A 26,259-nucleotide genomic window follows, 5' to 3' on the forward strand; every position below is an offset into this window, starting at 1 on the left:
GTCGCTTACTGATAGCCGAGTTCTTCCTGGTTGATCGGCACCAGCTTGATCTCGACGCGGCGGTTCTCGGCGCGCCCTGCCTCGGTGTCGTTCGACGCGACCGGCTGGGTTTCGCCGAAACCGCGCGTGCCCAGACGAGCCGAGGAGACGCCGCGGCTGGTCAGATAGTTGGCGACCGACGATGCGCGGCGCTCGGACAGGCCCTGGTTATACGCATCGCTGCCGGTCGAATCGGTATGGCCGTACACATCGACATAGGTCTGGTTATATTGCGACAGCACCTGCGCCACCTGATCGAGCGTCGACTGGAAACGCGGTTCGATATTGGCGCTGTCATACGCAAAGGTGATGCCGGCCGGCATGTTGAGCAGCAGGTCGTCGCCCTGACGCACCACGTCGATGTCGGTACCTGCGGTGCGCTGGCGCAGTTCGCGCTCCTGCTTGTCCATATATGCTCCGATACCGGCCCCGGCGAGGCCGCCGATGCCGGCGCCCAGGATCTTCTCGGTACGGTCGCGGCGTCCGCCGACGAGGTCGCCGAGCAGATAGCCGCCGAGCGCGCCGCCGATGCCGCCGATCGCAGCCTTCGAGATCTGGCGCTCGCCGGTCACCGGGTCGGTCACACATGCGCTAGTCAGCACGAGCGCGCCGAGAGCGCCGCTCATCAGCAGTTTGGATGTCAAATTCATATCTGTTCCTCCTCTTTATCCGGTTCCGACCGGCACGATCACCTGCCGGAAACCCCCGCCCGCGCGGCTTGTTCCGCAGTCGAATTGAACAGCGGATGACGCAGCGGTTGTGAAATCGTCAGGAGTGCGGCTAAAGGGCGGGCAACCGGCATGGACGCGCCCTCTCCCTTCCCCTGGATTGACGTTGCGATCATCCTCGCGCTGATCGCGCTCAACGGCGTCTTTGCGATGTCGGAGCTGGCGATCGTGTCGGCTCGGCAGGCGCGGCTCGATTCGCTGGCGAAGGGCGGGAGCAAGGGCGCCTCGATGGCGCTCCGTCTGGCGAGCGACCCCGGCAAGTTTCTGTCGACGGTTCAGATCGGCATCACCCTGATCGGTATCCTCGCCGGCGCCTATTCGGGGGCGAGCCTTGGCGAGCCGGTGGGCGAGCGGCTGGCACTTCTGGGGGTTCCGGCGGACATCTCGGACACGGCCGGGTTCGGACTGGTGATCGCGCTGACCACCTATGCCTCGCTGATCATCGGCGAACTCGTCCCCAAGCAATTCGCCTTGCGTTCTCCCGAGCCCATCGCGGCGCTGATCGCGCTGCCGATGTACGGACTTTCGAAGGTCACCGCGCCGCTGGTCTGGCTGCTCGACGGAACCAGCGCTCTGGTATTCCGCCTGCTCGGCATGAAACGCGAATCGGAAAATCGCGTGACCGCCGAAGAACTGCACCTGATCGCGTCCGAAGCGATGCGATCGGGCGTGATCGAGGAGCATGAACGCACGATTATCTCGGGCGTGGTTCGTCTTGCTGACCGGCCGGTGCGCGAAGTGATGACGCCGCGCACCGAGGTCGACTGGCTCGACGTCGATCTGAGCGCCCAGGCGATCCGCGCGGCGCTTCTCGAAACCCAGCATACCCGGCTGGTCGTCGCCGAGGGGTCGATTGATGCCGTTCTGGGCGTGGTCCAGGCGCGCGACATCGTCGCCGCGCTGGTCCGCGGCGACACGCTCGACCTGCGTACCTTGTGCCGCGAAGCGCCGGTGCTGCCCGATCAGGTCGATGCGATGGATGCGCTCGGCGCGCTGCGCAAGGCCGAAGTGCCGATGGGCTTCGTGCACGACGAATATGGCCATTTCGAAGGAATCGTCACCCCCGCCAACCTGCTCGCCGCGATCGCCGGCGAATTCGCATCGGACGTCGATGCGCACGACCAGCCCTATGTCGTCGAGCGTCAGGACGGGTCGCTGCTGGTGTCGGGACAGATGCCGGCCGACAATCTCGCCGAACGTATCGGCATCGACCTGCCCGAAGATCGCGATTACGCAACGGTCGCGGGGCTGGTGCTGGCGGTGCTCAAGCACCTGCCCGAGGAAGGCGAGAACTTCCTGGAGCAGGGCTGGCGGTTCGAGATCGTCGATATGGACGGCCGCAAGATCGACAAGCTGCTGGTGACGCAGATCAAGCGGACCGCGGAGCGCGACGAGGAATAGCTGCGCAGCCTTGCCGCGGACGAATCCGCGGTTCAGGGCAGCCAGAAGATCGTCTCAAGCGGCTGCTTCAGAGCGCGCGCCATCTTGAGCGACACGATCGTCGATGGCACGAAGATGCCGTTCTCGATCGTGTTCACCGTCTTGCGGCTGACCCCCATCTGCTCAGCCAGGTCAAGTTGCGTCCAGCCCCGCGCTTCGCGCAGTTCGCGCACGCGATTGTGCAGCGCCTCAGCCAAGGTGGCGGCGCTCCTCGATCCCGAACACCACCAGCGCGATGCCCAGGCCGAGCGAGCAAATGATATGCGCGGCGCGCTGTGCCGACAGCGGCTCGAACGGCGAGACCGCGAACACGATCAGTGCGGTGACCAGCGCCGAGAGGAACCCTGCCTTGATTGCGACCTGACGGCTGCGCTCGGTCGTCTCGTCGTTCGCAAGCGCACGCACTTGCGCCGATCTGAACCACATCCCGCCGGTCATCAGGAAGAGCAGCGCGAGGATCGCGAGCACCAGCCAGGCGCCCAGTTGCAGCGCGCCGACGTCGTTCCATTCGCGGCTGAAGAACAGCCATTGCTGTACCGAAAGCAGGGCGACACCGGCAAAGGGTGCGTAGGTTGCGCGGCTTCGCGCCGCGATATCGGCTTGTTCGACGGTACGGGACATGCATTGGCTCCTTGTAACCCAAAGGTTACATGTAACCTACAAGTTACATTGTCAAGCGCTGCCCGTGTTTGCGGTGGTAACCCTACAATTTCCCGAATGCCGCTTCGAACCCCGCCCGATCGCCCTCGGCCAGATAGCGCGCCTGATCGATCCAGCGGTCGCGAAACATGCGGCCGCGGAAATTGCCGAGCTGCGCGTCGAGTGCTTCAGCATCTGCCGGCGAAAGGGCAGCGAGATCGGCGAAGCGCGTGATGCCGTGCTCGCTGAGCTGCGCCGCGACCTTGGGTCCGACGCCCTTGAGCAGCGTCAGATCGTCGCCACCGGTCGGCGGCGGCGCGATTGGCGCTGCCGAGGCGGCAGCGACGGTCGGGCTGTCGGCGAGCGGTGGGGGCGACGGCGCCGTGGGTGCAACGACCGGCATCGCCTCGGTGCTGGGCGCCGAGGCGAGCGCGACGTCGCCGGGATGCTCCGCAGCGGCGCGCCGCGCTGGCGAGGGGGGTGGGGCTGGAGCTGGCGCATCTGCGACGCGATCGAGCCGGCCTTCGTCCTCCAGCGTCGCGATCGCGTCACGCCGCGCCCGCCACAGCCGCGTTCCCCACCAGATCATCAGCAGCGTGGCGACGATGGCGAGACCGATCACCACCAGGCTGGTGGTCGTGACCGGTGCCATCTGCACAGCGGCACCGGCGGGCGAGGTCGAGGTTCCGCTGTTCTGCATCGCGAATTCCTTGGAGTACGCTGGACGGAAGATCGACCCTAGCGAATCGCAGGCTCAGCGCAACGCATGCGTCCGCTCGATCTCGCGCCAGCCGATGTCGCGGCGGCAAAAGCCGTCCGGGAAGTCGAGCGCATTGACGCCGCGATAGGCCGCCGCCTGTGCCGCGGCGATGTCGGGAGCGATCGCAGTGACCGACACGACCCGGCCACCGCTTGCGACCACCGCGTCGCCCTGCGCGCGGGTGCCGGCTTGGAACACGATCGCACCGGTCGCGGCGGCGGCGTCGATCCCGGCGACGGTTCCCCCCGATGCCGGCGTGCCGGGATAGCCGCGTGCCGCGACGACTACGGTCAGGGCGCAGCCTGGCGCAAATCGCACCGGCGGGACGCTGGCCAGCCTTTCTTCGGCGACCGCCAGCAGGATGGCGAGCAGGTCGTCGTCGAGCCGCGCCATCAACACCTGGCATTCGGGGTCACCGAAACGGGCATTATATTCGATCAGCTTGGGACCGGTATTGGTCAGGATCAGCCCGGCATAGAGCACTCCCGAAAACGGTGTGCCGTCACGCCGCATCGCCGCAACGGTGGGCCGGATGATTTCCTCGATCGCGCGGGCCTCGAGCGCGGGCGTAAGCACCGGGGCAGGCGAGTACGCGCCCATGCCGCCGGTGTTGGGACCGGTGTCGCCTTCGCCGACGCGTTTGTGGTCCTGCGCCGTTCCGAACGGCAGGATCGCGTCGCCGTCGGTCAGCACGAACAGGCTGACTTCCTCGCCGGTCAGGAATTCCTCGATCACCGCTTCGCCGCCGGGCGTTTCGAACAATGCGGCGATGGCCATTTCCGCCTCCGCGGGCGTGTAGGCGATCGTCACGCCCTTGCCTGCAGCCAGTCCGTCGGCCTTGATGACCACGGGCAGGCCGAAATCGATCAGCGCCGCCCGCGCTTCCTCCAAGGTCGTCACTCGCGCATAGCCTGCCGTGGGAATGCCCTCGCGCGCGCACAGATCCTTGGTGAAGCCCTTCGACCCTTCGAGCCGCGCGGCGGCACGGTCGGGGCCGAACACCGCGATGCCGGCGGCGCGCAGGCTGTCGGCAAGGCCGTCGACCAGCGGCGCCTCGGGGCCGATCACCACCAGCCCGATCGCCTGGGCGCGGCAGAATGCCTCGACGGTGCCGTGATCGGTGGCGGACAGATCGACCAGGGTCGCATGCTGCGCTATTCCCGGATTGCCCGGCGTGGCATAGAGCGTCGCGAGCCGCGGCGATTGCGCCAGCTTCCACGCCAGCGCATGTTCGCGGCCCCCCGACCCAAGCAGCAGGACGTTCATGGCTTCCCCTCAAGACTTCGACAGCCCGCGCCTCGTAGCCGAGGAGTTTGTGGGCGACAACGCCGCGGCGGTGTCGGTGAGCGAGCTGTCCAGCCGCCTCAAGCGCATGGTCGAGGGCGAGTTCGGACATGTTCGCCTCAAAGGCGAGATATCGGGATACAAGCGCGCAGCGTCGGGGCACGTCTATCTGTGCCTCAAGGACGACAGCGCGGTGATCGACGCGGTGATGTGGCGGGGCTCCGCCGGGGCGCTGCCGTTCGTGCCGCAGGACGGGATCGAGGTGGTCGCGACCGGCAAGCTCACTACCTATCCCGGCCGGTCGAAATACCAGATCGTCGTCGAGCGGATGGAACTGGCGGGCGAAGGCGCGCTGATGGCGCTGCTCGAAAAGCGCAAGGCAATGCTTGCCGCCGAAGGGCTGTTCGACCCCGCGCGCAAGCAGCCGCTGCCGTATCTGCCGCGCGTGATCGGCGTGGTGACGTCGCCGACCGGCGCGGTGATCCGCGACATCCTCCACCGGCTGGCCGACCGCTTTCCGACGCAGGTGCTGGTGTGGCCGGTCGCCGTGCAGGGCGAGGCGGCGGCGGGGCAGGTGGCAGCGGCGATTCGCGGCTTCGATGCGATCGACGGCGCCGGGGTGGTGCCGCGGCCCGACCTCGTCATCGTCGCGCGCGGCGGCGGGTCGATCGAGGACCTGTGGGCATTCAACGAGGAAGCGGTGGTGCGCGCGGTCGCCGATTGCTCGATCCCGATCATCTCTGCCGTCGGGCACGAGACCGACACCAGCCTGTCGGACTTCGCGGCCGACGTCCGTGCCCCGACCCCAACGGCGGCGGCCGAGATGGCGGTGCCGGTACGCGCCGACCTGATCGACCAGATCGCCGCGCTCAAGCTGCGCAGCGATCGCAGCATACGCCGCCATCATCAGCGCGGCGCCGAGCGTCTTGCCGCGATGGTGCGGCTGTTGCCCCGGCGCGACGCGATCCTGGGGCCGCAGCGGCAACGGCTCGACGATCTTGCCGGACGGCTTGGTCGCGGGCTCGAACGCCGGATCACGCAGGCGCGGCGCGACGTCGATCGTGCCGGAGCGGCGCTGCGCCCGGCGATCCTGCGCCAGCGGTTGAGCGCGGCGCGCGACCGGTTGGCTGGAGTTTCGCGGCTGCTCGACGCGGCGCATCCGGACAAGCCGCTCGACCGCGGTTATGCCTGGGTGGCGGCGCGGACGTCGGGCAAGGTGGTCGGGACGGCGGCGGCGGCGCGTGCCGCGGGCGCGGTGACGCTGCATTTCCGGGACGGTGCGATCGACGCTCGGGTTGAGCGCGGCGGCGGCAGGGCCTATGCTGCCGCCAAACCCGACCAGCCCGATTTATTCTAACCTTTCGAGGATCGCTGCCCCGTGCTCATGTCGAATTCCGCGCGTACCGCCCGGCTGCATTATATGGCCAATGGCTTCCGGATGCTGACTCAAGGCGATCATGTGCTGTGCGCGGTTACGCGCGAGCCGATCCCGCTCGACCACCTGCGCTATTGGAGCGTGGCGCGGCAGGAGCCCTACGCCACCGCGCAGATCGCGACGCAGGCGATCCACGGCGACCGCGCTTCGTGAGGCGGTTGCGAGCCGCGCTGGCAGTGGCAATGATGGGTGCGTGCAGCGCGGCGATGCCCGCCAGCATGGCGGTGCAGGCCTCCACGGCTGACTTTCGGATCGACGGCCCGCTCATCCAGGGCGGCGCGGTGCTGGCGACGGCGCCTGCGGGGACGCGTACGCTGACGCTCGATGGCGCGCCGGTGCGCTTCGCCGCCGACCGCCGCTTCCTGCTGGCGTTCGATCGCGATGCCGACGCCAGTGCGGAACTCGTCGCCACACTCGATGGGGGGCGCCGCGTCGTGCGCACGCTCGCGATTGCACCGCGGGCATGGCGGATCGAGCGGCTCGACACCCTGCCGCGCGTATCGCAGCCCAGCGCCGAGTTTCAGCGCCGCCGCCCGCCGGAACTGGCGCGGATCGCCGCCGCCCGGGCGCAATCCAATGACATCGCCGGTTGGCGCCAGCGCTTCATCTGGCCGACCACCGGCAGGATTTCCGGCCTGTTCGGATCGCAGCGGGTCTATCGCGGCGAGCCCGGCTCCTATCATGGCGGCGTTGATGTCGCGCGCTCGACGGGAACGCCGGTCGTCGCACCGGCGGATGGCGTGGTGATCCTGGCGGCAGCGTCGGACTTCACGCTGGAAGGCCGGTTGCTGATGCTCGACCACGGCATGGGGCTCAACAGCGCGTTCCTGCATCTGTCGCGGATCGACGTGCGCGAAGGCGAACGCGTGCGCCAGGGCCAGACGATCGGCGCGGTCGGCGCGACCGGGCGGGCGACGGGGCCGCATCTGCATTGGGGGATGAAGTGGAATGTGGCGCGGATCGATCCGCTGTTGCTGGCGGGGCCGATGCCGCGCGATTGAGCGCCCGGTCCCGCGGATCGAACCCGCGCAATATTCGAACAATCGACCTTCGCACCTGCACAAAAACCGCGCGCAATAGGTGCGGAATGCTTCCCTATTGCGACGAAGCTGTGGCATTTTCGCTACAGCGCCCCTCGAAATCGGTGCTCTCAAGCTGAATGGCGGGTTTACAGCACCCCTTCGCACCTGCATCCATACCGCCATGCACCACAGGCCGTGCCTTGCGCGGGATAGTAGGTGTGGGAACACATGTCGGTTCGGGGGGCGCCATATGGCGTGCAGCGACCACAGGGAACGAGGGAACCCATCGTGAAGACACTTCACCAGATTACACGCACGCTGCGCGGCGGCACCGCGCTCCAGGCTCTGGCGCTGGTTGGCGCGGCTGCCGGTTCGGCGGTTGCTTTTGCCGCGCCTGCTGCGGCTCAGGATTTGACCGCGGGTGCCATCAACGGCACCGTAACCGACGACGCGGGTAACACTGTAGCGGGCGCGACCGTGACATTGACGTCAAACGATCAGGGCTTCACCCGCACCGCCACCACCAGTGGCTCGGGCGGCTTCCGCTTCAACGGTCTTGCGCCCGGCAGTTATGACATCGCCATTGAGTCGTCGGCCGGTAACTATCGTGCCGAAGGCGTCCAGGTGCAGCCGTCGGGAACGGCATCGATCAACGCCACAGTTTCGACCGCGGAAGAGATTGTCGTTACGGGGTCTGCGATTCAGCAGGATTTCGTGGGAACAGAAACTGGCGTCACGATCGATCTTGAAGACTTCGTCAAAACGGCGCCGATCAACCGTAATATTCAGTCAGTGATCTTGTTGGCGCCGAGCACTTCTCAAGGTGATAGCGCGTTTGGAAATCAGATTTCAGTCGGTGGCTCGTCGATCGCGGAGAATGCCTACTACATCAACGGGCTTAACATCACGAATTTCGACAACTATGTTGGTGCGGCGCGTGTGCCGTTCGAGTTCTACAAGAGCGTTGAGGTCAAGTCGGGCGGTTACGCTGCTGAATATGGTCGCGCAACGGGCGGTATCATCAACAGCGTGTCGAAGGCGGGTACCAACGACTTCACAGCGGCGATGCACTTGAACTGGGAGCCGAACTTCCTGGAATCCAGAGGCCGTAATATTCAGACGTGTGAAGGCGACCCCGGCGAGCTGGTGTGCGTCAATAGCACGAATCGGCAACTTGATCAGAGTGAGAGCTATTCGGCAATCCTTGAGGCCGGCGGCCCGATCATTCGCGACCGTCTGTTCCTGTACGGGCTGGTGGAGTTTCGCGAGGACACTTCGCTGACGATCAATCGTAATACCGGTATTGCGACTTCGCAGGAAAGCAACGATCCGTTCTACGCGATCAAAGCCGACGCGTATCCCATCGATGGTCAGCACCTCGAGTTCACGCTGTTCGACCAGCGGCGTACGAATACCGTCCGTCAGTTGGCGTATAATGAAGTCGATGGCGAAGGTGTGATCGGCGGTGCTAACAATATCCAGGATCAGATCAACGGCGGTGTAAGCTTCGTTGGTAAGTACACCGGCAATTTTACTGACTGGCTCACGGTTTCAGGCGCTTATGGCCGCACTCGTGATCGGTTCGAGACGATTGGTATCGATGCTGGGTCGAGCGATTTCTTTTTCCAGAATGCTTCTGGGGCAGAGGTAGCAGGCGTGCCGAATGGCCGTGTGTTTACGGGTCAAGGAACATCGGGACGTGATTTCCCGTATACGACCGAACGCGAGTTTTATCGCGCTGACGTCGATCTTTTCGTGACGCTGCTCGGCGACCATCATTTCCGTGGTGGCTTCGATGTTGAGAACAATACGTTGGTCCATACGTCCGTGCGCACGGGCGGGGACGCGTTGTTCAATGCCGGCTTCTTGTCAGAGGAGGCTCTAGCCGCGGGCGCTGGTGGCGGTGGCGCGGCATTGATCCTGCGAGCAAATAACATCGTTGAAGTAAATTACTTCAACTCCGGGGGGGCGTTCGCCGCAACCAATCGGGCGTTCTATATCCAGGATGAATGGCGTGTCACTGATCGGTTCACTTTGAACCTCGGCTTGCGCCGCGACGACTTCAAACTCGATAAGCCAGATGGTTCCGAGTATATCAACCTCCCTGAAAACTATGCGCCACGTATCGGCTTCACGTACAACCTGTGGCCTGAACGGCAAGGCAAGCTGTTTGGCTCTTACGGACAGTATTTCCTGCCGGTCGCGAGCAACACGGCGTTCCGTCAGGCGGGATCGGAGTTTTTCTTCCGCGAACGTTTCCAGTTTGGAGGCTTTGGCCCGGGCAACCTGCCAATCCTTGGTGCTCAGGTTACGAACGACTCGACTTATCAGGGCGTTTGTCCGTTTGGGCTGACAACTGTGTCGAGCGGACAAAATTGTAGCATCACTGGCGACGGTTCGGTTGCTCCGACGGGGGCATCATTGTCCACGACGCTGGAAGCCACGCGGCAGACCGAGTTCATCGTCGGATACGAGCATCGGTTTGGCGAAATCACGTTGGGCCTTAACTATACCCACCGTGAACTGGATACGACCGCAGAAGACGTTGCAGTCGATGCGGCCGTACTGGCCTATTGTGACGAGAATGGTTTGGTCGGGTGTGAAGACACTTGGACCGGCTTCCACCAGTATGTGATCCTCAATCCTGGCAGCTCGGCCACGTTCAACCTTAATGGACAGGACGGACGCCAGATCACACTCGATGCAGAGACGCTTGCCTATCCAAAGGCGACGCGCACCTATGATGCAGTCGAATTCACTTTCGACAAGGCTTGGGACGGAACCTGGAGCCTTGGCGGAAGCTACAGCTGGTCCGAAGCCAAGGGTAACTCCGAAGGTTTCGTGCAGTCTGACTTCGGGCAGGACGATGCCGGCATCACGCAGGACTATGACTCGGTCGGGTTCACGGACGGTGCCACAGGCTTGCTGCCTAATCACCGCCGCCATCGCTTCAAAGTATATGGTGCGGTCGCTCTGTCGGAGCAGTTTACCGTTGGTGCCAATATTCGGGTAGATTCGCCACGGCCGCTCAGCTGCTTCGGGTTCAACCCGAACCCGAACTACAACGATCCTGACGGTGATCCGTATAGCGACTTCGGAAATCTCTACGGGGCTGCTTCGCGGTTCTGCGGGACCGGCCCGGTGAACGCCGATGGTGCACAAACGGAAAGTGTTCAGGTTCCGCGTGGTACCGCACTGGAGTCGTCGTGGATCGAGACGATTGATCTCTCCGCACGGTACAACATCCCGTTTGGTGATCGTATCGTCACGCTGCGAGGCGATGTGTTCAATCTGCTCAACTCGCAGGGTGTGCAGCAGCGTAACGAAACCGGTGATCTCGACCTGTACACGCCAGACGGCGCGGATTTCCCGGCAGGTGTGTTCCCGAATCCCAACTATGGCCAGGCGACTTTGTATCAGACGCCTCGCTATGTTCGGCTTGGTGTAGACATCAGCTTCTAAGAGTCTGGTATCAGAAACTTTGGGGGGCGGACCGCGAGGTCCGCCCCCTTCGTTATGTGCGGTAATATCGCTCGCGAAATGCAGTCATCTGCCGCTCGAATCCGGAAGCGGCACCCACTCGCGTTGCAGAGATCGGCGCGCGAACCTGTTGGACGCTGGCTGTGCGCACCGACCGGGCGCTGGTGTGGAAGTCGAGAAGGCCGGGTTCCGGCGGAAGTCCGGTATGCGACAAGATGCGGGGCAACCACATTATCGGGTCGCGCACTAGGTCCTCGTAGGGCACCACCAGAATATTGTCGCTGAATTGACCAGTCCAGTGAGCGAACAGGCGGTCCTCGATCCGAAAGAAATCTGCGATGTCTTCAAACGACCAGCTCCAAGCGGTCGGCGCGGTGAAGAAGGTACGAAAGCATGACAGCGCGGTATCAGCGGGATCGCGCCGCATCCAGATTATCCGAGCGTCGGGCAGGGTGTGCAAGAGCAAGCCCATCAAATGCGATTGCCCTAGAGTTTTATCGACAATGCGGCCCGACTGTCCAAACCGCATGTCCAACATGCGATGATACGTGGCCGCTATTTTGCCCCATGGATCGTCTCCGCTGGCAGCATTATTCTGATATGCCGTTGCGCCGGTCATCAAGAAATCTCCGGTCGGGATAAGCGCGGCGCGGAGCAGATTGATCTCGCCGCCATCAGTTACCGCCGAATGGCTGGTTAACATCTGCTCGATCAGCGTCGTGCCCGACCGCGGAAGGCCGTTGACGAATATCGCCCGGGTGTTGTCCGGACGAGGCGGAGTAAGCGCCGCCATCGCGTCAGGCGTGAATGCACTGATCACGCGTTCGGCGAAGTCAGCGAGCGAAGCCGCATCGAATGCGCGCTCCTCGCGCCGAAGCGCGGCGCCTTCGTGATACAATTCAAACGCGCGATCCGGATCCCCAGCGTCGGACCATGCCTTCGCCAAGCCATAGAGGAAACGCGCGCGCATCTGCGGCGGGCCCCGAGCAATCGTCGGACGCAATTGCTCCATCGCCGCGATATCGGGATCATCCGCGGTAAAGCGGTGGATCATTGCCAGCGCGAACCATGTTTCCGGCAGGGCCGCAATCGCCAGGGCCCTGCGGTAATGCGCTTCCGCCGCCGCGAAATCGCCTTGCTCGCCGGCGGTAGTGCCTAGAAAATGCTGAATACTCGGATGCTCCCGGACCGGCATCGGAAGCGCTGATGCCGCTGCCCGCGCTTGGGCAGTACGCCCGTAATTCGCGAGTTCGCCCCAATAATGCATCAATCGCGACATGCTGACTGGCGGCGTCGCCGCATAGCGTCGGGCGGCTTCGATCGCGGTGTCGATCTCACCGATACGGCCAGCGAGCATGCCAATGCTTTTCCAACGATCACCGATTGCCGGGCCGTCTCGTAATTCGGCGTGAAGCAGAGCGGCGGCGCGCTCGCGATCAAAGTGTTTCAGTGCGTCGAGTGCTTCGAGCGTGCGGGAGGGCGGGCGAGACATGGCGGAAGCCTAACCGGATTAACCGCTGGTAGGAACCGGTGCGGAGTACATCCCGGCGAAGCAGATCGGTGTTCGCTTTGCGTCGATACTGGGTAAGCCATGATTTCCGCCAGCCTCGTGTTGTGGATTGTCAACCTACCCCCAGCACCAGCGCTCCATCGCCTTCGTCCACCCGCACCACCGCGCCATCCCGCACGTCGCCGCGTAGGATCAGGTCGGCGAGTGGATCCTGGAGATAGCGCTGGACCGCGCGCTTGAGCGGACGCGCACCGTACACCGGATCGTAGCCCACCCGGCCGAGCCATGCCCGTGCGGCGTCGGTCAGTTCGAGCGTAATCTTGCGATCGGCCAGCAGCTTCTGGACCCGCGCGACCTGGATATCGACGATCGGCGCCATGTGATCGGCCGCCAAGCGATGGAACAGGATGATCTCGTCGAGGCGGTTGAGGAATTCCGGGCGGAAATGCGCGCGGACGATGTCCATCACCTGTGGTTCGACATCGGCGACCGACTGGCCGTCGGCAAGGTTGGTGAGGAGCTGTGACCCGAGGTTCGACGTCAGGATGACGATGGTGTTGGCGAAATCGACGGTGCGGCCCTGGCCGTCGGTCAGCCGCCCGTCGTCGAGCACCTGCAGCAGCACGTTGAACACGTCCGAATGGGCCTTTTCGACCTCGTCGAACAGGATCACCTGATAGGGGCGGCGGCGCACGGCTTCGGTCAGCACGCCGCCTTCCTCATAGCCGACATAGCCCGGAGGTGCGCCGATCAGGCGGGCGACGGCGTGCTTCTCCATGAACTCGCTCATGTCGATGCGCACCATCGCGGCCGGATCGTCGAACAGGAATTCGGCGAGCGCTTTGGTCAGCTCGGTCTTGCCGACGCCCGTGGGGCCGAGGAAGAGGAACGAGCCGAGCGGACGGTTGGGGTCCTGCAGCCCGGCGCGGCTGCGGCGGACGGCGGTGGCCACCGCGCGGACCGCCTGGTCCTGGCCGATCACGCGCTTGCCCAGCGCCTCCTCCATCGCCAGCAGCTTTTCACGCTCGCCCTCGAGCATGCGGTCGACGGGGATGCCGGTCCAGCGATGGACGACGGCGGCGATGTCGTCGGCGGTAACTTCCTCGCGCAGCATCGCGCCCTCGCTCGCGCCCGCCGCGTCATCGAGCTGGCGCGTGAGCTGCGGGATGACGCCGTAGGACAGCTCGCCCGCCCGCGCGAGGTCGCCCGCGCGCTGCGCCTGGTCGAGTTCCTGCCGGGCGGCGTCCAGCTGCTCCTTGAGCTTGCCTTCCGACTGGATCTTGACCTTTTCGGCCTGCCAACGCTCGGTCAGCTCCGCCGATTGCGCCTCGAGATCGGCGAGCTCGGCTTCGATGCGAGCCAGGCGGTCGCGTGACGCGGCATCGCTTTCCTTGCCGAGCGCCATCGCCTCGATCTTGAGCTGAATGATGCGACGGTCGAGTGTCTCGATCTCCTCGGGCTTGCTCTCCACCTCCATGCGGATGCGGCTCGCCGCCTCGTCCATCAGGTCGATCGCCTTGTCGGGCAGGAAGCGATCGGTGATGTAGCGATGCGACAGCGTCGCCGCCGCGACCAGCGCCGCGTCGGTGATGCGCACGCCGTGATGGAGCTCGTATTTCTCCTTCAGGCCGCGCAGGATCGATATGGTATCCTCGACCGTCGGCTCGCCGACCATGACCGGCTGGAACCGGCGCTGGAGCGCGGCGTCCTTTTCGACATATTTGCGATATTCGTCGAGCGTGGTGGCGCCGATGCAGTGCAGCTCGCCGCGGGCCAGCGCGGGCTTGAGCAGGTTCCCGGCATCCATCGCGCCTTCGGATTTGCCCGCGCCGATCAGCGTGTGCATCTCGTCGATAAACAGGATGATGTCGCCTTCGCCGGCCTTGACCTCGTCGAGCACGCCTTTCAGCCGCTCCTCGAACTCGCCGCGATATTTCGCGCCGGCGATCAGCGACCCCATGTCGAGCGCCATCAGCTTGCGATCCTTGAGGCCGTCGGGCACGTCGCCATTGACGATGCGCAGCGCGAGCCCTTCGGCGATCGCGGTCTTGCCGACGCCGGGTTCGCCGATCAGCACCGGATTGTTCTTGGTACGCCGGGCGAGAATCTGGATCGTGCGGCGGATTTCCTCGTCGCGGCCGATCACCGGGTCGAGCTTGCCGTCGCGCGCAGCTTGCGTCAGGTCGCGTGCGAATTTCTTGAGCGCGTCGTAGCGGTCTTCGGCCCCGGCGGTGTCCGCGGTGCGGCCGTTGCGTAGCTGGTCGATCGCGGCGTTGAGCGCCTCGGCCTTGACCCCGGCAGCGGCGAGCGCCTTGCCGGCGGTGGTGGTGGTCGCCAGCGTCAGCGCGAGCAGTAGGCGTTCGACCGTGACATAGCTGTCGCCAGCCTTGGCCGCGACCTGCTCGGCCTGGTCGAGCACTCGGACTGCGTCATTGTCGAGGCCCGGGGTGGATTGCGCACCCGATCCCGATACCGACGGGACACGGGCCAGCGCTGCGTCGGTGTCGGCAAGGGCGCGCTTGGGATCGCCCCCCGCGGCGGCGATCAGGCCCGACGCCATGCCCTGTTCGTCTTCGAGCAGCGCCTTGAGCAGATGCTCGGGCCCGATCCGCTGATGGCTCATGCGGATCGCGACGGTTTGCGCCGACTGCAGAAAGCCCTTGGCGCGATCGGTGAATTTCTCGAGATTCATGGCGTGCCCCTGTTGCTGGCGGCACCGACATGGTTGTTGTATTTATACAACACAAGGGGTGCGGTCACCTTTTGTGACGACACCCCTTGTCCGTGAAATATTCCGCCGGATTACTTCGCGGCGGTGAGTTTCGCCACGCCCGCGGGACGTTCGGCCTTGGCAGCGGTCGGGGCGTATTGCTTGCCGAACGGGCTGTCCGAATACCATTGCGGAGCGGTCGGCGCGTCGGCGATCTGGCGCGCGATCGCATAGTTGACCTTGGCGAACTTCGCGCCCGATTCCCAGTTGATCGGCAGCGTCACCTGGTCGGACGGCTTGTGATAATCGGTCGCCAGGAATTTCTTGAACGCTTCCTCGCCGCCATTCTTGAAGCCGGTGACGAGGAATACCGACGGCACGCCTTCCTTGACGAAGCTGTAATGGTCCGAGCGGACGAACAGATTCTCCTCGGGCATCGGGTCGGGTGACAGCGTCAGGCCGGCCTCCTTGGCAGCAGCATCGACCATCGGCCCCATCGTCGAATGCTCGGCGCCGAACGCGACGACATCCTGAAAGTCATACAGCAGTACGGGCATGTCGAGATTGACGACGCTGACCACCTTGTGGCCGGGCAGGGGGTGCTTCGCGAGATATTGCGAACCCAGCAGTCCGTCCTCCTCGGCCGTCACTGCCGCGAACATCACCGTGCGCTTCGGCGCAGCGCCCGCCTTGGTAAAGGCGCGCGCAACCTCGAGCATCGTCGCCACGCCCGATGCATTGTCCATCGCGCCGTTGTAGATCTTGTCGGGACCTTCGGTCTCGGGATCGACGCCATTATGGTCGAGATGCGCCATCAGCAGCACCGCCTCGCCCGCCAGCGCGGGATCGCTGCCCGGGATCATGCCGACGACATTGGGGCTTTCGAAGCGACGCCATTTGGTCGTGCCCTCGATCTTGACCGGCTGCTTCAGCGCGAATCCCTTGGGCGCCTCACCCTTGTCGACGGCGGCAAGGGTGGCGGCGTAGGTCGCCGGTGCGCCAGCAAATAGCGCCTCGGCAGCAGGCGCGGTCAGCAAGCCCTGTGCCTGGATACCCATCGATTCGCGATACGGGGTGCCATCGGGATTCATCCAGTTGAGGCTGGGGTGGGACGACTGCTGCTTAATCATTTCCCACGGAAACTTCTTGGCCATCTCGGTCGGCAGCAGCGTAATTACCCCGACCGCACCATTGGCAGCGGCCAGCTTGCCCTTGCTGTTGTTCATCGCCGCGGCAACGTCGCTCGGCAGGCTTTTGGGCGCGCCGTAGAACATGACTACCGTCTTGCCCTTGACGTCGAGCCCGGCATAGTCGTCGATCTTGTGCTCGGGGCTGGTCAGGCCGTAGCCGACAAATACGGCGTCGGTCGCGACCGTCTGCTTGCCCTCGCCGGTGGTGCCGGCAAGCACCTGGTCTCCGTGGGTGTAGGTCTTGCCGCCGATGGTCATCGTTGCGGGAGCGGCGGTATCGGTCGCGCGCTCGACGAAGGGCACTTCCTGGTACCAAGCGTCGGCATTGGCAGGCTTGAGGCCAAGTTCGGCGAAGCGATCCGACACATATTTGGCGGCGGCGTCATAGCCCGGCGTGCCTGCGTCGCGCCCCTCGCGCGCGTCGTCGGCGAGCCAGGTCAGGTCGGTCTTGAACCGCTCCGCCGAAAAGTCGGGCGTGGTGGTCTGGGCAAGGGTCAAGCTCGACGATGCGAGCAGCGAGAAAGCGATACCAAGCGAGAGCGTGCGCATGCGAGTCGGTTCCTTGAGACGAGTTGGTGGTTGCGCACGGTGTAGCGAATCGGCAAGCCTTTGCCAGACCGGAAAATCGTCCGGCAGGGGGGATGGATGATCCGGCGGTTGCTGCTTGGCGTGCTCGGCCTGATCGTGCTGGTCGCGATCGGATTGATGATCTGGGAACCGCTGGCCGCCACGCGCGTCGCGCCGCCGCCTTCGCGTCGGTACGCGGTCGAGATCGCCCGCGACGACTATGGCGTTCCGCACATCTTCGGCCGGACGGACGCCGACGTCGCGTTCGGCATCGCCTATGCCCATGCCGAGGACGACTTTTCAACGCTGCAACAGGTCGTGGCGATGACGCGCGGACGGCTGGGGGCAATCACCGGACAGGAAGGCGCGGCGACGGATTACGTGCTGCATCTGCTGCGCGCGCGCGACACGGTAGCGCGCGATTATGACGGCCAGCCCGAGGATGTTCGGCGGTTGCTCGACGGCTATGCCGCCGGCCTCAACCGCTATGCCGCAAAGCATCCGGACGAGGTTGCGCTGGCCAGGCTGTTCCCGGTCGATGGGCGCGACATCGCCGCGGGCTTCGTGCTGCGCGCGCCGTTCTTCTTCGGCCTCGACGGGGTGCTCGGGGCGCTGGTCGGCAACGAAGCGGCGCCCAAAGAAACCAGCGATCCGCTGCCCGACGCGCCCGGCGTCACCCCCGCCGGGCCGCCCGCGATCGAAAAAGGTTCGAACGCATGGGCAGTCGCACCGCAGCGGTCGAGCGACGGCTACACCCGGCTGGTGTCGAATGCGCATCAGCCGTGGCGCGGGTCGGTCGCCTGGTACGAACTGGTCGTGCATTCGGGGCAGGGCTGGGATTTCGCGGGCGCCACCTTTCCCGGCGCGCCCTATCCGCTGCTCGGGCACAACAGGACGCTTGGGTGGACCAACACCGTCAATCGTCCCGACCTGATCGACATCTACCGCCTCGTCCTAGACGACAGCGGCGAGCGCTATCGCTTCGATGGAAAATGGCTGCCACTTGCGAAACGGCGAGTTTGGCTTCCGGTCAAGTTCGGGCCGTTCACGTTGCCGATCCCGCGCACCGTGCTGCATTCGGTGCACGGTCCGGTGATCGCCAATGACGAGGGCACCTTTGCGATCCGCTATGGCGGGATCGACCAGCTGAAAATGGTCGAGCAATATTACCGCCTGACCAAAGCGCGTGATTTTGGCGAGTGGCAGCGCGCGATGGCGATGCAGGGGGTGATGAGCACCAATTTCCTCTACGCCGATGCCGCGGGCAATATCGGGCATTTCTATAACGCCGTGTTCCCGGATCGTGCGCACGGGTATGACTGGTCGGGCATCCTGCCGGGCGACGAATCGCGGGCGCTGTGGAAGCGGGCGCTACCCTGGGCGCGGGTGCCGCGTAACGTCAACCCGGACTCGGGCTATGTCATCAACGCCAACAATACGCCGTTCATCGCGGCGGGGCGCGGGTCCGAACTCGACCCGGCCGACTATTCGCCGCTGATGGGGATTGAAACCGACATCACCAATCGTGCGGTGCGGGCGATCGAACTGATGGACGCCGACAGCTCGATCTCGCAGGCCGAGCTGGAAGCGATCAAATATGATACGGCGGTTTCGCGGGCGAGCTGGGCCGGGCGATGGTTCGACGATGTGATCGCGCTCGATCCGCGCAGCGATGCCGATGTCGCGGCGGGGATTGCCCTGCTGAAGCGGTGGGACTGGAACCATGACGGGCAGGGACCGGCCGATGCACTGGCGACGCTGCTGCTGCGCGAGGGCAATCGCTGGCATTACCCCCGCAAGCCCCGCGCCGACCCGCGCGAGGCGCTGGTCAAATCGGTGACCCATCTGCGTACCCATTTCGGGCGGCTCGATCCACCGCTCGGCGACGTGCTGCGGCTGCGCCAGGGCAAGGTCGACCTGCCGCTCGATGGCGGTCCCGACGTGCTGCGTGCGATGGCGCTGTGGGACGTTGCCGACGACGGGCGGCTGGCGGTGCGGCATGGCGACAGCTTCCAGATGTTCGTCGCGTGGGACCGCCAGGGTCGGGTGCGCTCGAAATCGGTGCAGCCGTTCGGATCGGCGACGACGCGGCCGGATTCTCCGCACTACACCGATCAGATGGCGTTGTTCGCGACCAAGCGGTTCAAGCCGGTGTGGTTCGATCCCGCCGACCTCGCCGCGCATACCGAGCGGCGCTACACACCCTGACCAGCGCTTTCGGAGACCTTGTATCATGCTCCCAGGGCGTTATAGCTATGCAAAACACCCAATTGAGAGGTTTTTCATGCGTTTTTCCGTTGCCGTGCTGAGCGGCGCCGCTTTGTGCGCGCTTGCCGCACCGGCCATTGCGCAGCGTGCCGATCCCGCACCGGTCGCCGAACTGGTCCGCCAGGTAAACATTCCCTATGAGGAATTCACCCTGCCGAACGGCCTGCGCGTCATCACCCACACTGATCGCAAGGCACCGATCGTCGCGGTGTCGGTGTGGTACGATGTCGGGTCGAAGCACGAGCCCGATGGACGCACCGGCTTTGCCCATCTGTTCGAGCATCTGATGTTTAACGGGTCAGAGAATGCGCCGGGCGAGTTCTTCACCCCGCTGCGCGAAATCGGCGCGACCGATTTCAACGGCACGACGTCGAACGACCGCACCAATTATTTCGAAACGGTGCCCAAGGCTGGGCTTGAGCGGACCCTGTTCCTCGAGAGCGATCGCATGGGCTATCTGCTCGGCGCGGTGACGCAGGGCGTGCTCGACGAGCAGCGCGGCGTCGTGCAGAACGAGAAGCGGCAGGGCGACAACCAGCCCTATGGCCTCACCTGGTACAGCATCAACGAAGGGCTGTTCCCCGAAGGGCATCCCTATCGCCACTCGGTGATCGGATCGATGGCCGATCTCGACGCCGCCAGCCTTGCCGACGTCAAGACCTTCTTCCGGTCGCATTACGGGCCGAACAACGCGGTGCTGGTGCTGGCAGGCGACATCGACGCCGCCGAGGCGCGGCCGCTGGTCGAGAAATATTTCGGATCGATCCCCAAGGGACCGGAGACGATCGAGCCCAGGGCCCCGGTACCCGTTCTGTCGGCACCAGTGGTCGAGACGATGAAGGACCGCGTCGCGACGACGCGGATCTACCGGGTGTGGCCGGTTCCCGGCTTGCGCGATCCCGACATGGCGCCGCTCGACGTCGCCGCCAGCGTGCTGGGCGGCTTGTCGTCGTCGCGGCTGCAGAATGTGCTGGTGCGGCAGGAACGGCTGGCCGTCGGTGTCAACGCGTATAATTCCTCGCTGGCCCAGGCGGGCATGTTTCTGGTGTCGATCGACGTGCGTCCCGGAGTCGATCCTGCGCTCGCCGCCAAACGCCTCGACGAAGTGATCGCCGAGCTGGTGGCCAAGGGGCCGACCGCCGACGAAGTGCAGCGCGTCGCGACTACCGCGGCCTCGTCGCGCATTTCCGGCCTCGAATCGGTCGGCGGCTTCGGCGGCAAGGCGGTCGCGCTGGCGTCGGGCGCGCTCTACAACGACGATCCGGGCCAGTATAAGAAGGACCTGGCCGCGCTGGCAGCCGCCACGCCTGAACAGGTCCGCGCCGTCACGGCCAAATGGTTGTCGCGGCCAAGCTATCAGCTGACGGTCGTGCCCGGCGAACGCGATGCCTATGTCGAGGCGCAAGGAGCACCCCAGGCAGTTCCGGGCGCCACCGCACCGGCTACCGCGAGCAGCGAGGGGCCGGCCAAGGGCACGCGCGGCGCGATGCCGCCGGTCGGCGAGATCGGCAGTCTCAAATTCCCTGCCGTCCAGCGCGCGACGCTGTCAAACGGGATCGAACTGGTCTACGCCCAGGTCTCGGCTGTGCCGGTAACGCAGGCGGTGCTCAGCTTCGACGCGGGGATCGTCGCCGATCCGGTGGGTAAGCTCGGCACGCAGGGGCTGACGCTGTCGGTCCTCGACGAAGGCACCGCGTCGCTCGATTCGGTCGAAATCGCCGAGACCAAGGAGCGCTTTGGCGCCGGGATCAGCGCCGGAAGCTCTGCCGACCGGACCTATCTGTCGCTGTCGACGCCGAGTGCAAATCTCGACGGTTCGGCGGCTCTGCTTGCCGACATCGTCCGCAACCCTGCGTTCGCCCCGGCCGAGGTCGAGCGGCTCAAGGCGCAGCAGCTGGCGCGCATCGCCGCCGAGGCAACCGAGCCGCAGGCGATCGCGCAGCGGACGCTGCCCGGACTGATCTATGGTGAGGCCTCGCCCTACGCCAAGCTGGCGGCGGGCAGCGGCGATCCGGAGGCGGTCGCGGCGCTTACGCGGGCCGATCTGGTGGCGTTCCAGCAGGCATGGCTGCGACCCGAAAAGGCCAAGATTTTCGTCGTCAGCGATCGTCCGATCGCCGAGGTGCGCGGGGTGCTGGACCGTCATTTCGGCGACTGGAAAGGCGAAGGCGCACCCGGCGCCAAGCCGATAGCCGGTGCCGGGCAGACCGTGTCTCCGCGGATCGTGCTCGTCGATCGCCCCAATTCGCCCCAGTCGATCATCGTTGGCGGCGAGTTGACCCCGCTCAAGCCGCGCGACGAACTGCTGCCGGCGCTGACCGCCAACGAGGTGCTTGGCGGTAATTTCCTGTCGCGGATCAACATGGATCTGCGCGAGGAAAAGGGCTGGTCCTATGGCGCGGGCGGCGGGTTCCGCCGTTATGAGGGCGCGGTACCCTATCAGGTCAGCGCGCCGGTACAGGCCGACAAGACCGGCGAGGCGCTGGCCTCGCTGCGCCGCGAGCTGGGCGAGTTCACCTCGACCGCGGGAGTGACGCCGACCGAGTTCGACCAGACCATCGACGGCAAGACCAACGAGCTGGCCGGTAATTTCGAGACCAGTGACGCGATTCTGGCAGCGATGCAGCAGAACGACTTGTTCGGCCGTCCCGACGATTATTACGCCACGATCGCGCAAAAATATCGCGGGCTGACGCGCGAGCAGCTTGACGCTGCGGCACGTGCGGCGATCGACCCCGCCGAGTTCGTCTGGGTCGTGGTCGGCGATGCCAAGACCGTGCGGCCGCAGCTTGACTCGATCGGTCTGCCTGTCGAGGTGGTGACCGCAACCCCCGCGCCGACGCCTGCAGCGGCCGTCGGGCAATAGGAGAGACGATGATGGCAACAGTTGACGGCAGCTACGACGTGACCGTGAAGTCGCCGATGGGCGACCAGAAGGCGAACCTGACGGTACAGAGCGACGGCAGCGCCTTCACCGGTAATTTCGCTGGTGGGATGGGAACTTCCGACGTCACGGGAACCGTCGATGGCGACACGCTGAAGTGGAAGATGGATATCACCGTGCCGATGCCGATGACGCTCGACTGCGAAGCGACGGTTGCCGGTGACAGCATCGACGGCACCGTCGGCGCCGGCGCATTCGGCGCATTCCCGATGACCGGAACGCGTACCGCCTGAGGATCAGGCCCGCACGACGCGCGTGACGTGGCCCATCTTGCGGCCCGGCCGCGCGTCGTGCTTGCCATAGAGGTGGAGATGGGCCTCGGGGTCCGCCAACAGCTCGGCCCAGCGGTCGCGTTCGTCTCCGATCAGGTTTTCCATGACGATGCGCTTCGCCGTGAGCCCGGTCGGGCCAAGTGGCAGGCCGCAGATCGCACGGATATGATTTTCGAATTGCGAGGTTTCCGCGCCTTCGATCGTCCAGTGGCCGGAATTGTGCACCCGGGGCGCCATCTCGTTGAATACCGGCCCGTCGTCGCTGGCAAAGAACTCCAGCGTCAGCATGCCGACATGATCGAGCGCGTCGGCGACGCGGCCGGCCAGCGCCGCCGCCTCGGTCCATTGCACCGCGACGCGGCCCGGGGCGGGGAGCGACGAGCGCGCCAGGATGCCGTCCTTATGCTCGTTCCACGGCGGCGGATAGCTGGTGATCGCGCCGTCGCTGCCGCGCACCAGCAGGATCGAGAATTCGGCGCCGAAGGTCACGAAACTCTCGACAATGGCAGGCCCGCCGCCGATCGCGTTCCACGCCGCATCGGCATCGGCGGGTGACGCGATGCGCGCCTGCCCCTTGCCATCATAGCCGAACCGCGTCGTCTTGAGCACGGCGGGGGTCCCGACCCGATCGAGCGCGGCGCTCAGCCCGGCGCGGTCGGCGACCTCGGCCCAGCGCGCCGCTCGGCCGCCGACCTCCTCGACGAAACGCTTTTCGGCGACCCGGTCCTGCCCGATTGCCAGCGAGCGCGGCGACGGGCGGACGGCAACTCGTTGCGCTAGCGCTTCAATCGGTGCGGCAGCGACATTCTCGAATTCATAGGTGACCACATCCACCGCCTGGGCGAACGCCGTCAGCGCGTCGTCATCGTCATAGGCGCCGCGGCTGAAATCGGCACAGACGTCGCAGGCGGGGCCGGTCTCCGGCGCGTAGATGTGGACCCGATAGCCAAGCTGCGCCGCGGCGATGCCGAGCATCCTGCCAAGCTGGCCGCTGCCGAGGATGCCGATCGTCGATCCCGGGGCGAGCGGTGTCATTCGGGGTGTTCCGCGACATTCTCGGTCTGGCGCGCACGCCATTCCGCGAGCCGCGTCGCAAGCGCCGCGTCGCCGAGCGCCAGAATCGCCGCGGCGAGCAGGCCCGCGTTGATCGCGCCGGGCTTGCCGATCGCCAGCGTCGCCACCGGCACGCCGCCGGGCATCTGGACGATCGAGAGCAGGCTGTCCAAGCCGTTGAGCGCCTTGGACTCGACGGGAACGCCGAGCACGGGCAGGGGAGTCATCGCCGCGGCCATGCCCGGCAGATGCGCGGCCCCGCCCGCGCCGGCGATGAGAAGTTGGAGCCCGCGTTCGGCAGCGGTTTCGGCATAGTCGTAGAGGCGCCGGGGGGTGCGGTGCGCCGAGACTATCTTGACCTCGTGCGCGATGCCCAGTTCGTCGAGCATGGCGGCGGCATGGCGCATCGTCTCCCAATCGGAGCGGCTGCCCATGATGATGCCGACGCGGGGCGCAGGAGTCATGCGGTGCGCTCGTGGAGATAATAGCGGTCGGTGGCCGTGAGCGCTTCGTCGAGCTGGTAGACCATGGGCTTGCCGGTCGGGATTTCGAGCGACGCGATGTCGGCGTCGGAAATGCCCGACAGATGCTTGACCAGCGCGCGCAGCGAGTTGCCGTGCGCCGAGATCAGCACGCGCTTGCCCGCCTTGAGTTCGGGCGCGATCGCACTTTCCCAATAGGGAAGTACGCGCGCGATCGTGTCCTTCAGGCTTTCGGTCTGCGGGATCGGAACGCCGTTATAGCGGCTGTCCTTTGACAGATCCCACGGGCTGCCTTCGTCGGGAAGCGGCGGCGGGATGTCGAAGCTGCGCCGCCAGATATGCACCTGTTCGTCGCCGTGGCGCGCGGCGGTCTCGGCCTTGTCGAGCCCGGTCAGGCCGCCATAATGCCGCTCGTTCAGTCGCCAGTCTTTGACCGTCGGCAGCCACAACCGCCCCATCGCCTCGAGCGCGAGGTTCAAGGTCTTGATCGCGCGCGACTGGAAGCTGGTGAAGGTGAGGTCGAAATCGAGCCCGGCGTCCTTGAGCGCAAGTCCGGCGTCCCACGCCTCCTGCACACCCTGTTCGGTCAGATCGACGTCCCACCAGCCGGTGAAGCGGTTTTCCAGGTTCCAGGCCGATTGGCCGTGGCGGACTAGGACGAGCGTGGGCATAAAGGCGATCTCCTGTGTCGCGCTTGTCTCTAGCGGCTGGGATGGGGGGTGCAACCGGGCGGTGAGTTTGCCGCGACAGCGACCGGCAGGATCGAGGAGTGGACATGCGAACGATCGGGCCGGCAATCGCACTGGCGGCGGCTGCAGCCGTCCCCGCCGCGGCGCAGGTGCTCGATCCTGCGGCGGGTAGTCTGGAGCCGGTAGCCGCGCACGTCGTCGGGCGCGGCGTCGCTGCGCCGGGCGGGGGCATGCTGCGGCAATGGCCGGGCACCTATTTCGAAACCGCGTTCACCGGTCCGGCGATCTGGTTCCGGGTCGGCGAGGGCGAGGTCAATCTGCGCGTGACGATCGACGGCGTCGCCGCGCCGCTGACCCGGCCCGAGCCCGGCATGTACCGCATCGACGCGTCCGGCATGGGGCCGCACCGGGTACGCATCGACGTGATCAGCGAAAGCCAGGCGGGGCCAACCACGCTCGGCGGATTCTTCGCCACCAGCGGCACGCGCGCGGTACCGATGCCGCCGCGTGCCCGCCAGATCGAGCTGATCGGCGATTCGCACAGCGTCGGATATGGCAACACCTCGCCGACCCGCGAGTGCGACGACGCCGCGGTGTGGGCGACGACCGACACCGCGCAGGGAATCGGCGGGCTACTCGCGAAGCGCTACGACGCCGATGTCCAGGTCAACGCGATTTCGGGGCGCGGGGTGGTGCGCAATTATGGCGGCTTTGCCGGCGACACGCTGCCGCAGGCCTATCCGTTCGCGCTGTTCGACAAGGGGGAGCGTGCCGCCGACAGCGAATGGCAGCCCGACGTGTTCGTCATCGCGCTGGGCACCAATGACTTCACCACGCCGCTGAAAGCGGGCGAGCAATGGCCCGACCGCGCCGCGCTCCACGCCGATGTCGAGGCGCGCTATGCCGAGTTCGTGAACGCGTTGCGCGCGGCCCACCCGGATGCGTTCCTCGTGCTGTGGTCGACCGACATGGCCGATGGCGAGATCGAGGCGGAAGTGCGCAAGGTGGCCGAGCGCTTGAAGGCCGGCGGCGAGCGCCGCATCGCGTTCGTGCCGATGCGCGGTCTGACGCTGGCGGGATGCCATGCCCATCCGAGCGTGGCGGACGACCGGGTAATCGCGGGCGCGGTGGCGGCGGCGATCGATGCGGCGGGGATTTGGGGGGAGTGATCGCGCGCCGGCCAGCCCTGGCCGAACGCGATCGGCTCCATGGATGTAGAGTGGCTGCGCTTGAGGAACCAGAATGCTGACAGCACTGACGCTTGTCCTACCCGGCGCCATCGGATGGTTCCCGAGCGTGCCCATTGTCGGGCAGGTCGTGCCTGATGGAGCCCAGGACAGGGCCGCCGACGAAGCGATCATTCGACAGCGCGCAGCGGCGTGGGGCGCTGCCTTCACGCGGGGGGATGTCAGCGCCGTCGAAAGCCTGTTGGCCGACGATTTCGTGGGAACGGCCAAGGACGGGACGCTTTACGACAAGCAAGCCATGCTCGGCTGGGTCCGGGCTGGCCCAAATCTCACGTCCAGCACGACACACGTCAATCGCCTCCGCTTTTATGGCGATATCGCCATTGCCACCGGAACCGATGAGATGGTCGGTCCGCCGCCGGCGTTGAAACCGATCAAGACTGTCTGGACCGACATCTGGATTCACCGAGACGGCGAATGGCGAGTAGTGGCGGCACACGATATGGCGGGGGTACCGACGGGACATTGAGCTGCGACCCCGCTCATCTGCGCAACGGGGG

21 protein-coding genes are annotated in these 26,259 nt (G+C 65.5%); 10 read left to right on the forward strand and 11 right to left on the reverse strand.

Annotated features, from left to right (window positions below; genetic code table 11):
* Positions 1–5: 5 nt before the first annotated feature.
* Positions 6–689, reverse strand: a complete 684-nt coding sequence (locus FHY50_RS13735; RefSeq protein WP_166745455.1) for a YiaD family glycine zipper/OmpA-like lipoprotein — start codon at positions 687–689, stop codon at positions 6–8.
* 150 nt (positions 690–839) lie between these two features.
* Here FHY50_RS13735 and FHY50_RS13740 point away from each other — a divergent pair, with 150 nt between their 5' ends.
* A complete protein-coding gene (locus FHY50_RS13740; RefSeq protein WP_140231505.1) occupies positions 840–2,168 on the forward strand; it encodes a hemolysin family protein in 1,329 nt (442 codons plus the stop codon).
* A 32-nt stretch (positions 2,169–2,200) separates the two neighbouring features.
* On the opposite strand, the gene FHY50_RS13745 is transcribed toward FHY50_RS13740, so the two are convergent.
* The 4 genes from FHY50_RS13745 to purD form a co-directional block, all read right to left on the reverse strand.
* Positions 2,201–2,404, reverse strand: a complete 204-nt coding sequence (locus tag FHY50_RS13745) for a helix-turn-helix transcriptional regulator (protein ID WP_140231506.1) — start codon at positions 2,402–2,404, stop codon at positions 2,201–2,203.
* Positions 2,397–2,828: a hypothetical protein gene (locus FHY50_RS13750; RefSeq protein WP_140231507.1), complete on the reverse strand. Its 432-nt coding sequence runs from the start codon at positions 2,826–2,828 to the stop codon at positions 2,397–2,399. Before FHY50_RS13750 ends, FHY50_RS13745 begins: the two co-directional genes overlap by 8 nt.
* Before the next feature lie 82 nt (positions 2,829–2,910).
* Positions 2,911–3,546 carry a hypothetical protein gene (locus FHY50_RS13755; protein WP_140231508.1) on the reverse strand — a complete coding sequence of 212 codons (636 nt, stop codon included), beginning with the start codon at positions 3,544–3,546 and terminating at the stop codon, positions 2,911–2,913.
* Positions 3,547–3,600: 54 nt separating this feature from the next.
* Positions 3,601–4,872: a phosphoribosylamine--glycine ligase gene (gene purD / locus FHY50_RS13760; RefSeq protein ID WP_140231509.1), complete on the reverse strand. Its 1,272-nt coding sequence runs from the start codon at positions 4,870–4,872 to the stop codon at positions 3,601–3,603.
* Between purD and xseA the strand changes: the two genes are divergently transcribed.
* The 4 genes from xseA to FHY50_RS13780 all read left to right on the forward strand — a co-directional run bounded on the left by xseA (position 4,871) and on the right by FHY50_RS13780 (position 10,809).
* Complete coding sequence (gene xseA, locus FHY50_RS13765) at positions 4,871–6,247, forward strand: exodeoxyribonuclease VII large subunit (protein ID WP_140231510.1); 1,377 nt, start codon at positions 4,871–4,873, stop codon at positions 6,245–6,247. The genes purD and xseA overlap by 2 nt on opposite strands.
* A 21-nt stretch (positions 6,248–6,268) precedes the next feature.
* Positions 6,269–6,478: a DUF2093 domain-containing protein gene (locus FHY50_RS13770; protein WP_140231511.1), complete on the forward strand. Its 210-nt coding sequence runs from the start codon at positions 6,269–6,271 to the stop codon at positions 6,476–6,478.
* On the forward strand, positions 6,475–7,326 hold the full coding sequence (locus FHY50_RS13775) for a M23 family metallopeptidase (protein WP_420030893.1): 852 nt from the start codon (positions 6,475–6,477) through the stop codon (positions 7,324–7,326). The genes FHY50_RS13770 and FHY50_RS13775 overlap by 4 nt, the downstream gene beginning before the upstream one ends.
* A gap of 309 nt (positions 7,327–7,635) precedes the next feature.
* Positions 7,636–10,809, forward strand: a complete 3,174-nt coding sequence (locus FHY50_RS13780) for a TonB-dependent receptor (RefSeq protein WP_180345159.1) — start codon at positions 7,636–7,638, stop codon at positions 10,807–10,809.
* Between the two features lie 52 nt (positions 10,810–10,861).
* On the opposite strand, the gene FHY50_RS13785 is transcribed toward FHY50_RS13780, so the two are convergent.
* From FHY50_RS13785 to FHY50_RS13795, 3 genes are all read right to left on the reverse strand, one after another.
* Entirely contained in the window at positions 10,862–12,319 is a 1,458-nt protein-coding gene (locus FHY50_RS13785; protein ID WP_140231513.1) for a tetratricopeptide repeat-containing sulfotransferase family protein, read from the reverse strand.
* Between the two features lie 130 nt (positions 12,320–12,449).
* Positions 12,450–15,029, reverse strand: a complete 2,580-nt coding sequence (clpB, locus tag FHY50_RS13790) for an ATP-dependent chaperone ClpB (protein ID WP_140231514.1) — start codon at positions 15,027–15,029, stop codon at positions 12,450–12,452.
* A gap of 110 nt (positions 15,030–15,139) precedes the next feature.
* The gene (locus FHY50_RS13795) at positions 15,140–16,786 is read right to left on the reverse strand and encodes a M20/M25/M40 family metallo-hydrolase (protein ID WP_140231515.1); all 1,647 of its coding nucleotides are present in this window, start codon (positions 16,784–16,786) and stop codon (positions 15,140–15,142) included.
* A gap of 96 nt (positions 16,787–16,882) precedes the next feature.
* Here FHY50_RS13795 and FHY50_RS13800 point away from each other — a divergent pair, with 96 nt between their 5' ends.
* From FHY50_RS13800 to FHY50_RS13810, 3 genes are all read left to right on the forward strand, one after another.
* Entirely contained in the window at positions 16,883–19,012 is a 2,130-nt protein-coding gene (locus FHY50_RS13800) for an acylase (protein ID WP_140231516.1), read from the forward strand.
* A 76-nt stretch (positions 19,013–19,088) separates the two neighbouring features.
* Positions 19,089–21,938: a M16 family metallopeptidase gene (locus FHY50_RS13805; protein WP_140231517.1), complete on the forward strand. Its 2,850-nt coding sequence runs from the start codon at positions 19,089–19,091 to the stop codon at positions 21,936–21,938.
* Between the two features lie 11 nt (positions 21,939–21,949).
* Positions 21,950–22,249 (forward strand): hypothetical protein, encoded by a 300-nt coding sequence (locus FHY50_RS13810; protein ID WP_140231573.1) that lies wholly within the window; start codon positions 21,950–21,952, stop codon positions 22,247–22,249.
* A 3-nt stretch (positions 22,250–22,252) separates the two neighbouring features.
* Here the strand turns inward: FHY50_RS13810 and FHY50_RS13815 are convergent, their stop codons facing one another.
* From FHY50_RS13815 to gpmA, 3 genes are read right to left on the reverse strand one after another with little or no spacing between them, the layout of a single operon-like run.
* Positions 22,253–23,323 carry a 5-(carboxyamino)imidazole ribonucleotide synthase gene (locus FHY50_RS13815; protein ID WP_140231518.1) on the reverse strand — a complete coding sequence of 357 codons (1,071 nt, stop codon included), beginning with the start codon at positions 23,321–23,323 and terminating at the stop codon, positions 22,253–22,255.
* Positions 23,320–23,805, reverse strand: coding sequence for a 5-(carboxyamino)imidazole ribonucleotide mutase (gene purE, locus FHY50_RS13820; protein ID WP_140231519.1), 486 nt, complete (start codon positions 23,803–23,805; stop codon positions 23,320–23,322). The genes FHY50_RS13815 and purE overlap by 4 nt, the downstream gene beginning before the upstream one ends.
* Positions 23,802–24,494: a 2,3-diphosphoglycerate-dependent phosphoglycerate mutase gene (gene gpmA / locus FHY50_RS13825; protein ID WP_140231520.1), complete on the reverse strand. Its 693-nt coding sequence runs from the start codon at positions 24,492–24,494 to the stop codon at positions 23,802–23,804. The genes purE and gpmA overlap by 4 nt, the downstream gene beginning before the upstream one ends.
* Positions 24,495–24,598: 104 nt before the next feature.
* Between gpmA and FHY50_RS13830 the strand changes: the two genes are divergently transcribed.
* Both FHY50_RS13830 and FHY50_RS13835 read left to right on the forward strand, forming a co-directional pair.
* Positions 24,599–25,681 carry an SGNH/GDSL hydrolase family protein gene (locus tag FHY50_RS13830; protein ID WP_140231521.1) on the forward strand — a complete coding sequence of 361 codons (1,083 nt, stop codon included), beginning with the start codon at positions 24,599–24,601 and terminating at the stop codon, positions 25,679–25,681.
* 73 nt (positions 25,682–25,754) lie between these two features.
* A complete protein-coding gene (locus FHY50_RS13835) occupies positions 25,755–26,228 on the forward strand; it encodes a nuclear transport factor 2 family protein (protein ID WP_140231522.1) in 474 nt (157 codons plus the stop codon).
* Positions 26,229–26,259: the final 31 nt, after the last annotated feature.

This window comes from Sphingomonas japonica, assembly GCF_006346325.1.
GTDB classification, from domain to species: domain Bacteria; phylum Pseudomonadota; class Alphaproteobacteria; order Sphingomonadales; family Sphingomonadaceae; genus Sphingomonas; species Sphingomonas japonica.

What these genes read in the sequence shown, in the direction of transcription:
- FHY50_RS13830 (WP_140231521.1), top strand. Translation starts at nt 24,599, where the DNA reads ATGCGAACGATCGGGCCGGCAATCGCACTGGCGGCGGCTGCAGCCGTC.
- FHY50_RS13755 (WP_140231508.1), bottom strand. Translation starts at nt 3,546, where the DNA reads ATGCAGAACAGCGGAACCTCGACCTCGCCCGCCGGTGCCGCTGTGCAG.
- FHY50_RS13815 (WP_140231518.1), bottom strand. Translation starts at nt 23,323, where the DNA reads ATGACACCGCTCGCCCCGGGATCGACGATCGGCATCCTCGGCAGCGGC.
- purD (WP_140231509.1), bottom strand. Translation starts at nt 4,872, where the DNA reads ATGAACGTCCTGCTGCTTGGGTCGGGGGGCCGCGAACATGCGCTGGCG.
- FHY50_RS13810 (WP_140231573.1), top strand. Translation starts at nt 21,950, where the DNA reads ATGGCAACAGTTGACGGCAGCTACGACGTGACCGTGAAGTCGCCGATG.
- FHY50_RS13750 (WP_140231507.1), bottom strand. Translation starts at nt 2,828, where the DNA reads ATGTCCCGTACCGTCGAACAAGCCGATATCGCGGCGCGAAGCCGCGCA.
- FHY50_RS13785 (WP_140231513.1), bottom strand. Translation starts at nt 12,319, where the DNA reads ATGTCTCGCCCGCCCTCCCGCACGCTCGAAGCACTCGACGCACTGAAA.
- FHY50_RS13805 (WP_140231517.1), top strand. Translation starts at nt 19,089, where the DNA reads ATGCGTTTTTCCGTTGCCGTGCTGAGCGGCGCCGCTTTGTGCGCGCTT.
- FHY50_RS13735 (WP_166745455.1), bottom strand. Translation starts at nt 689, where the DNA reads ATGAATTTGACATCCAAACTGCTGATGAGCGGCGCTCTCGGCGCGCTC.
- purE (WP_140231519.1), bottom strand. Translation starts at nt 23,805, where the DNA reads ATGACTCCTGCGCCCCGCGTCGGCATCATCATGGGCAGCCGCTCCGAT.
- xseA (WP_140231510.1), top strand. Translation starts at nt 4,871, where the DNA reads ATGGCTTCCCCTCAAGACTTCGACAGCCCGCGCCTCGTAGCCGAGGAG.
- FHY50_RS13740 (WP_140231505.1), top strand. Translation starts at nt 840, where the DNA reads ATGGACGCGCCCTCTCCCTTCCCCTGGATTGACGTTGCGATCATCCTC.
- FHY50_RS13835 (WP_140231522.1), top strand. Translation starts at nt 25,755, where the DNA reads ATGCTGACAGCACTGACGCTTGTCCTACCCGGCGCCATCGGATGGTTC.
- gpmA (WP_140231520.1), bottom strand. Translation starts at nt 24,494, where the DNA reads ATGCCCACGCTCGTCCTAGTCCGCCACGGCCAATCGGCCTGGAACCTG.
- clpB (WP_140231514.1), bottom strand. Translation starts at nt 15,029, where the DNA reads ATGAATCTCGAGAAATTCACCGATCGCGCCAAGGGCTTTCTGCAGTCG.
- FHY50_RS13800 (WP_140231516.1), top strand. Translation starts at nt 16,883, where the DNA reads ATGATCCGGCGGTTGCTGCTTGGCGTGCTCGGCCTGATCGTGCTGGTC.
- FHY50_RS13795 (WP_140231515.1), bottom strand. Translation starts at nt 16,786, where the DNA reads ATGCGCACGCTCTCGCTTGGTATCGCTTTCTCGCTGCTCGCATCGTCG.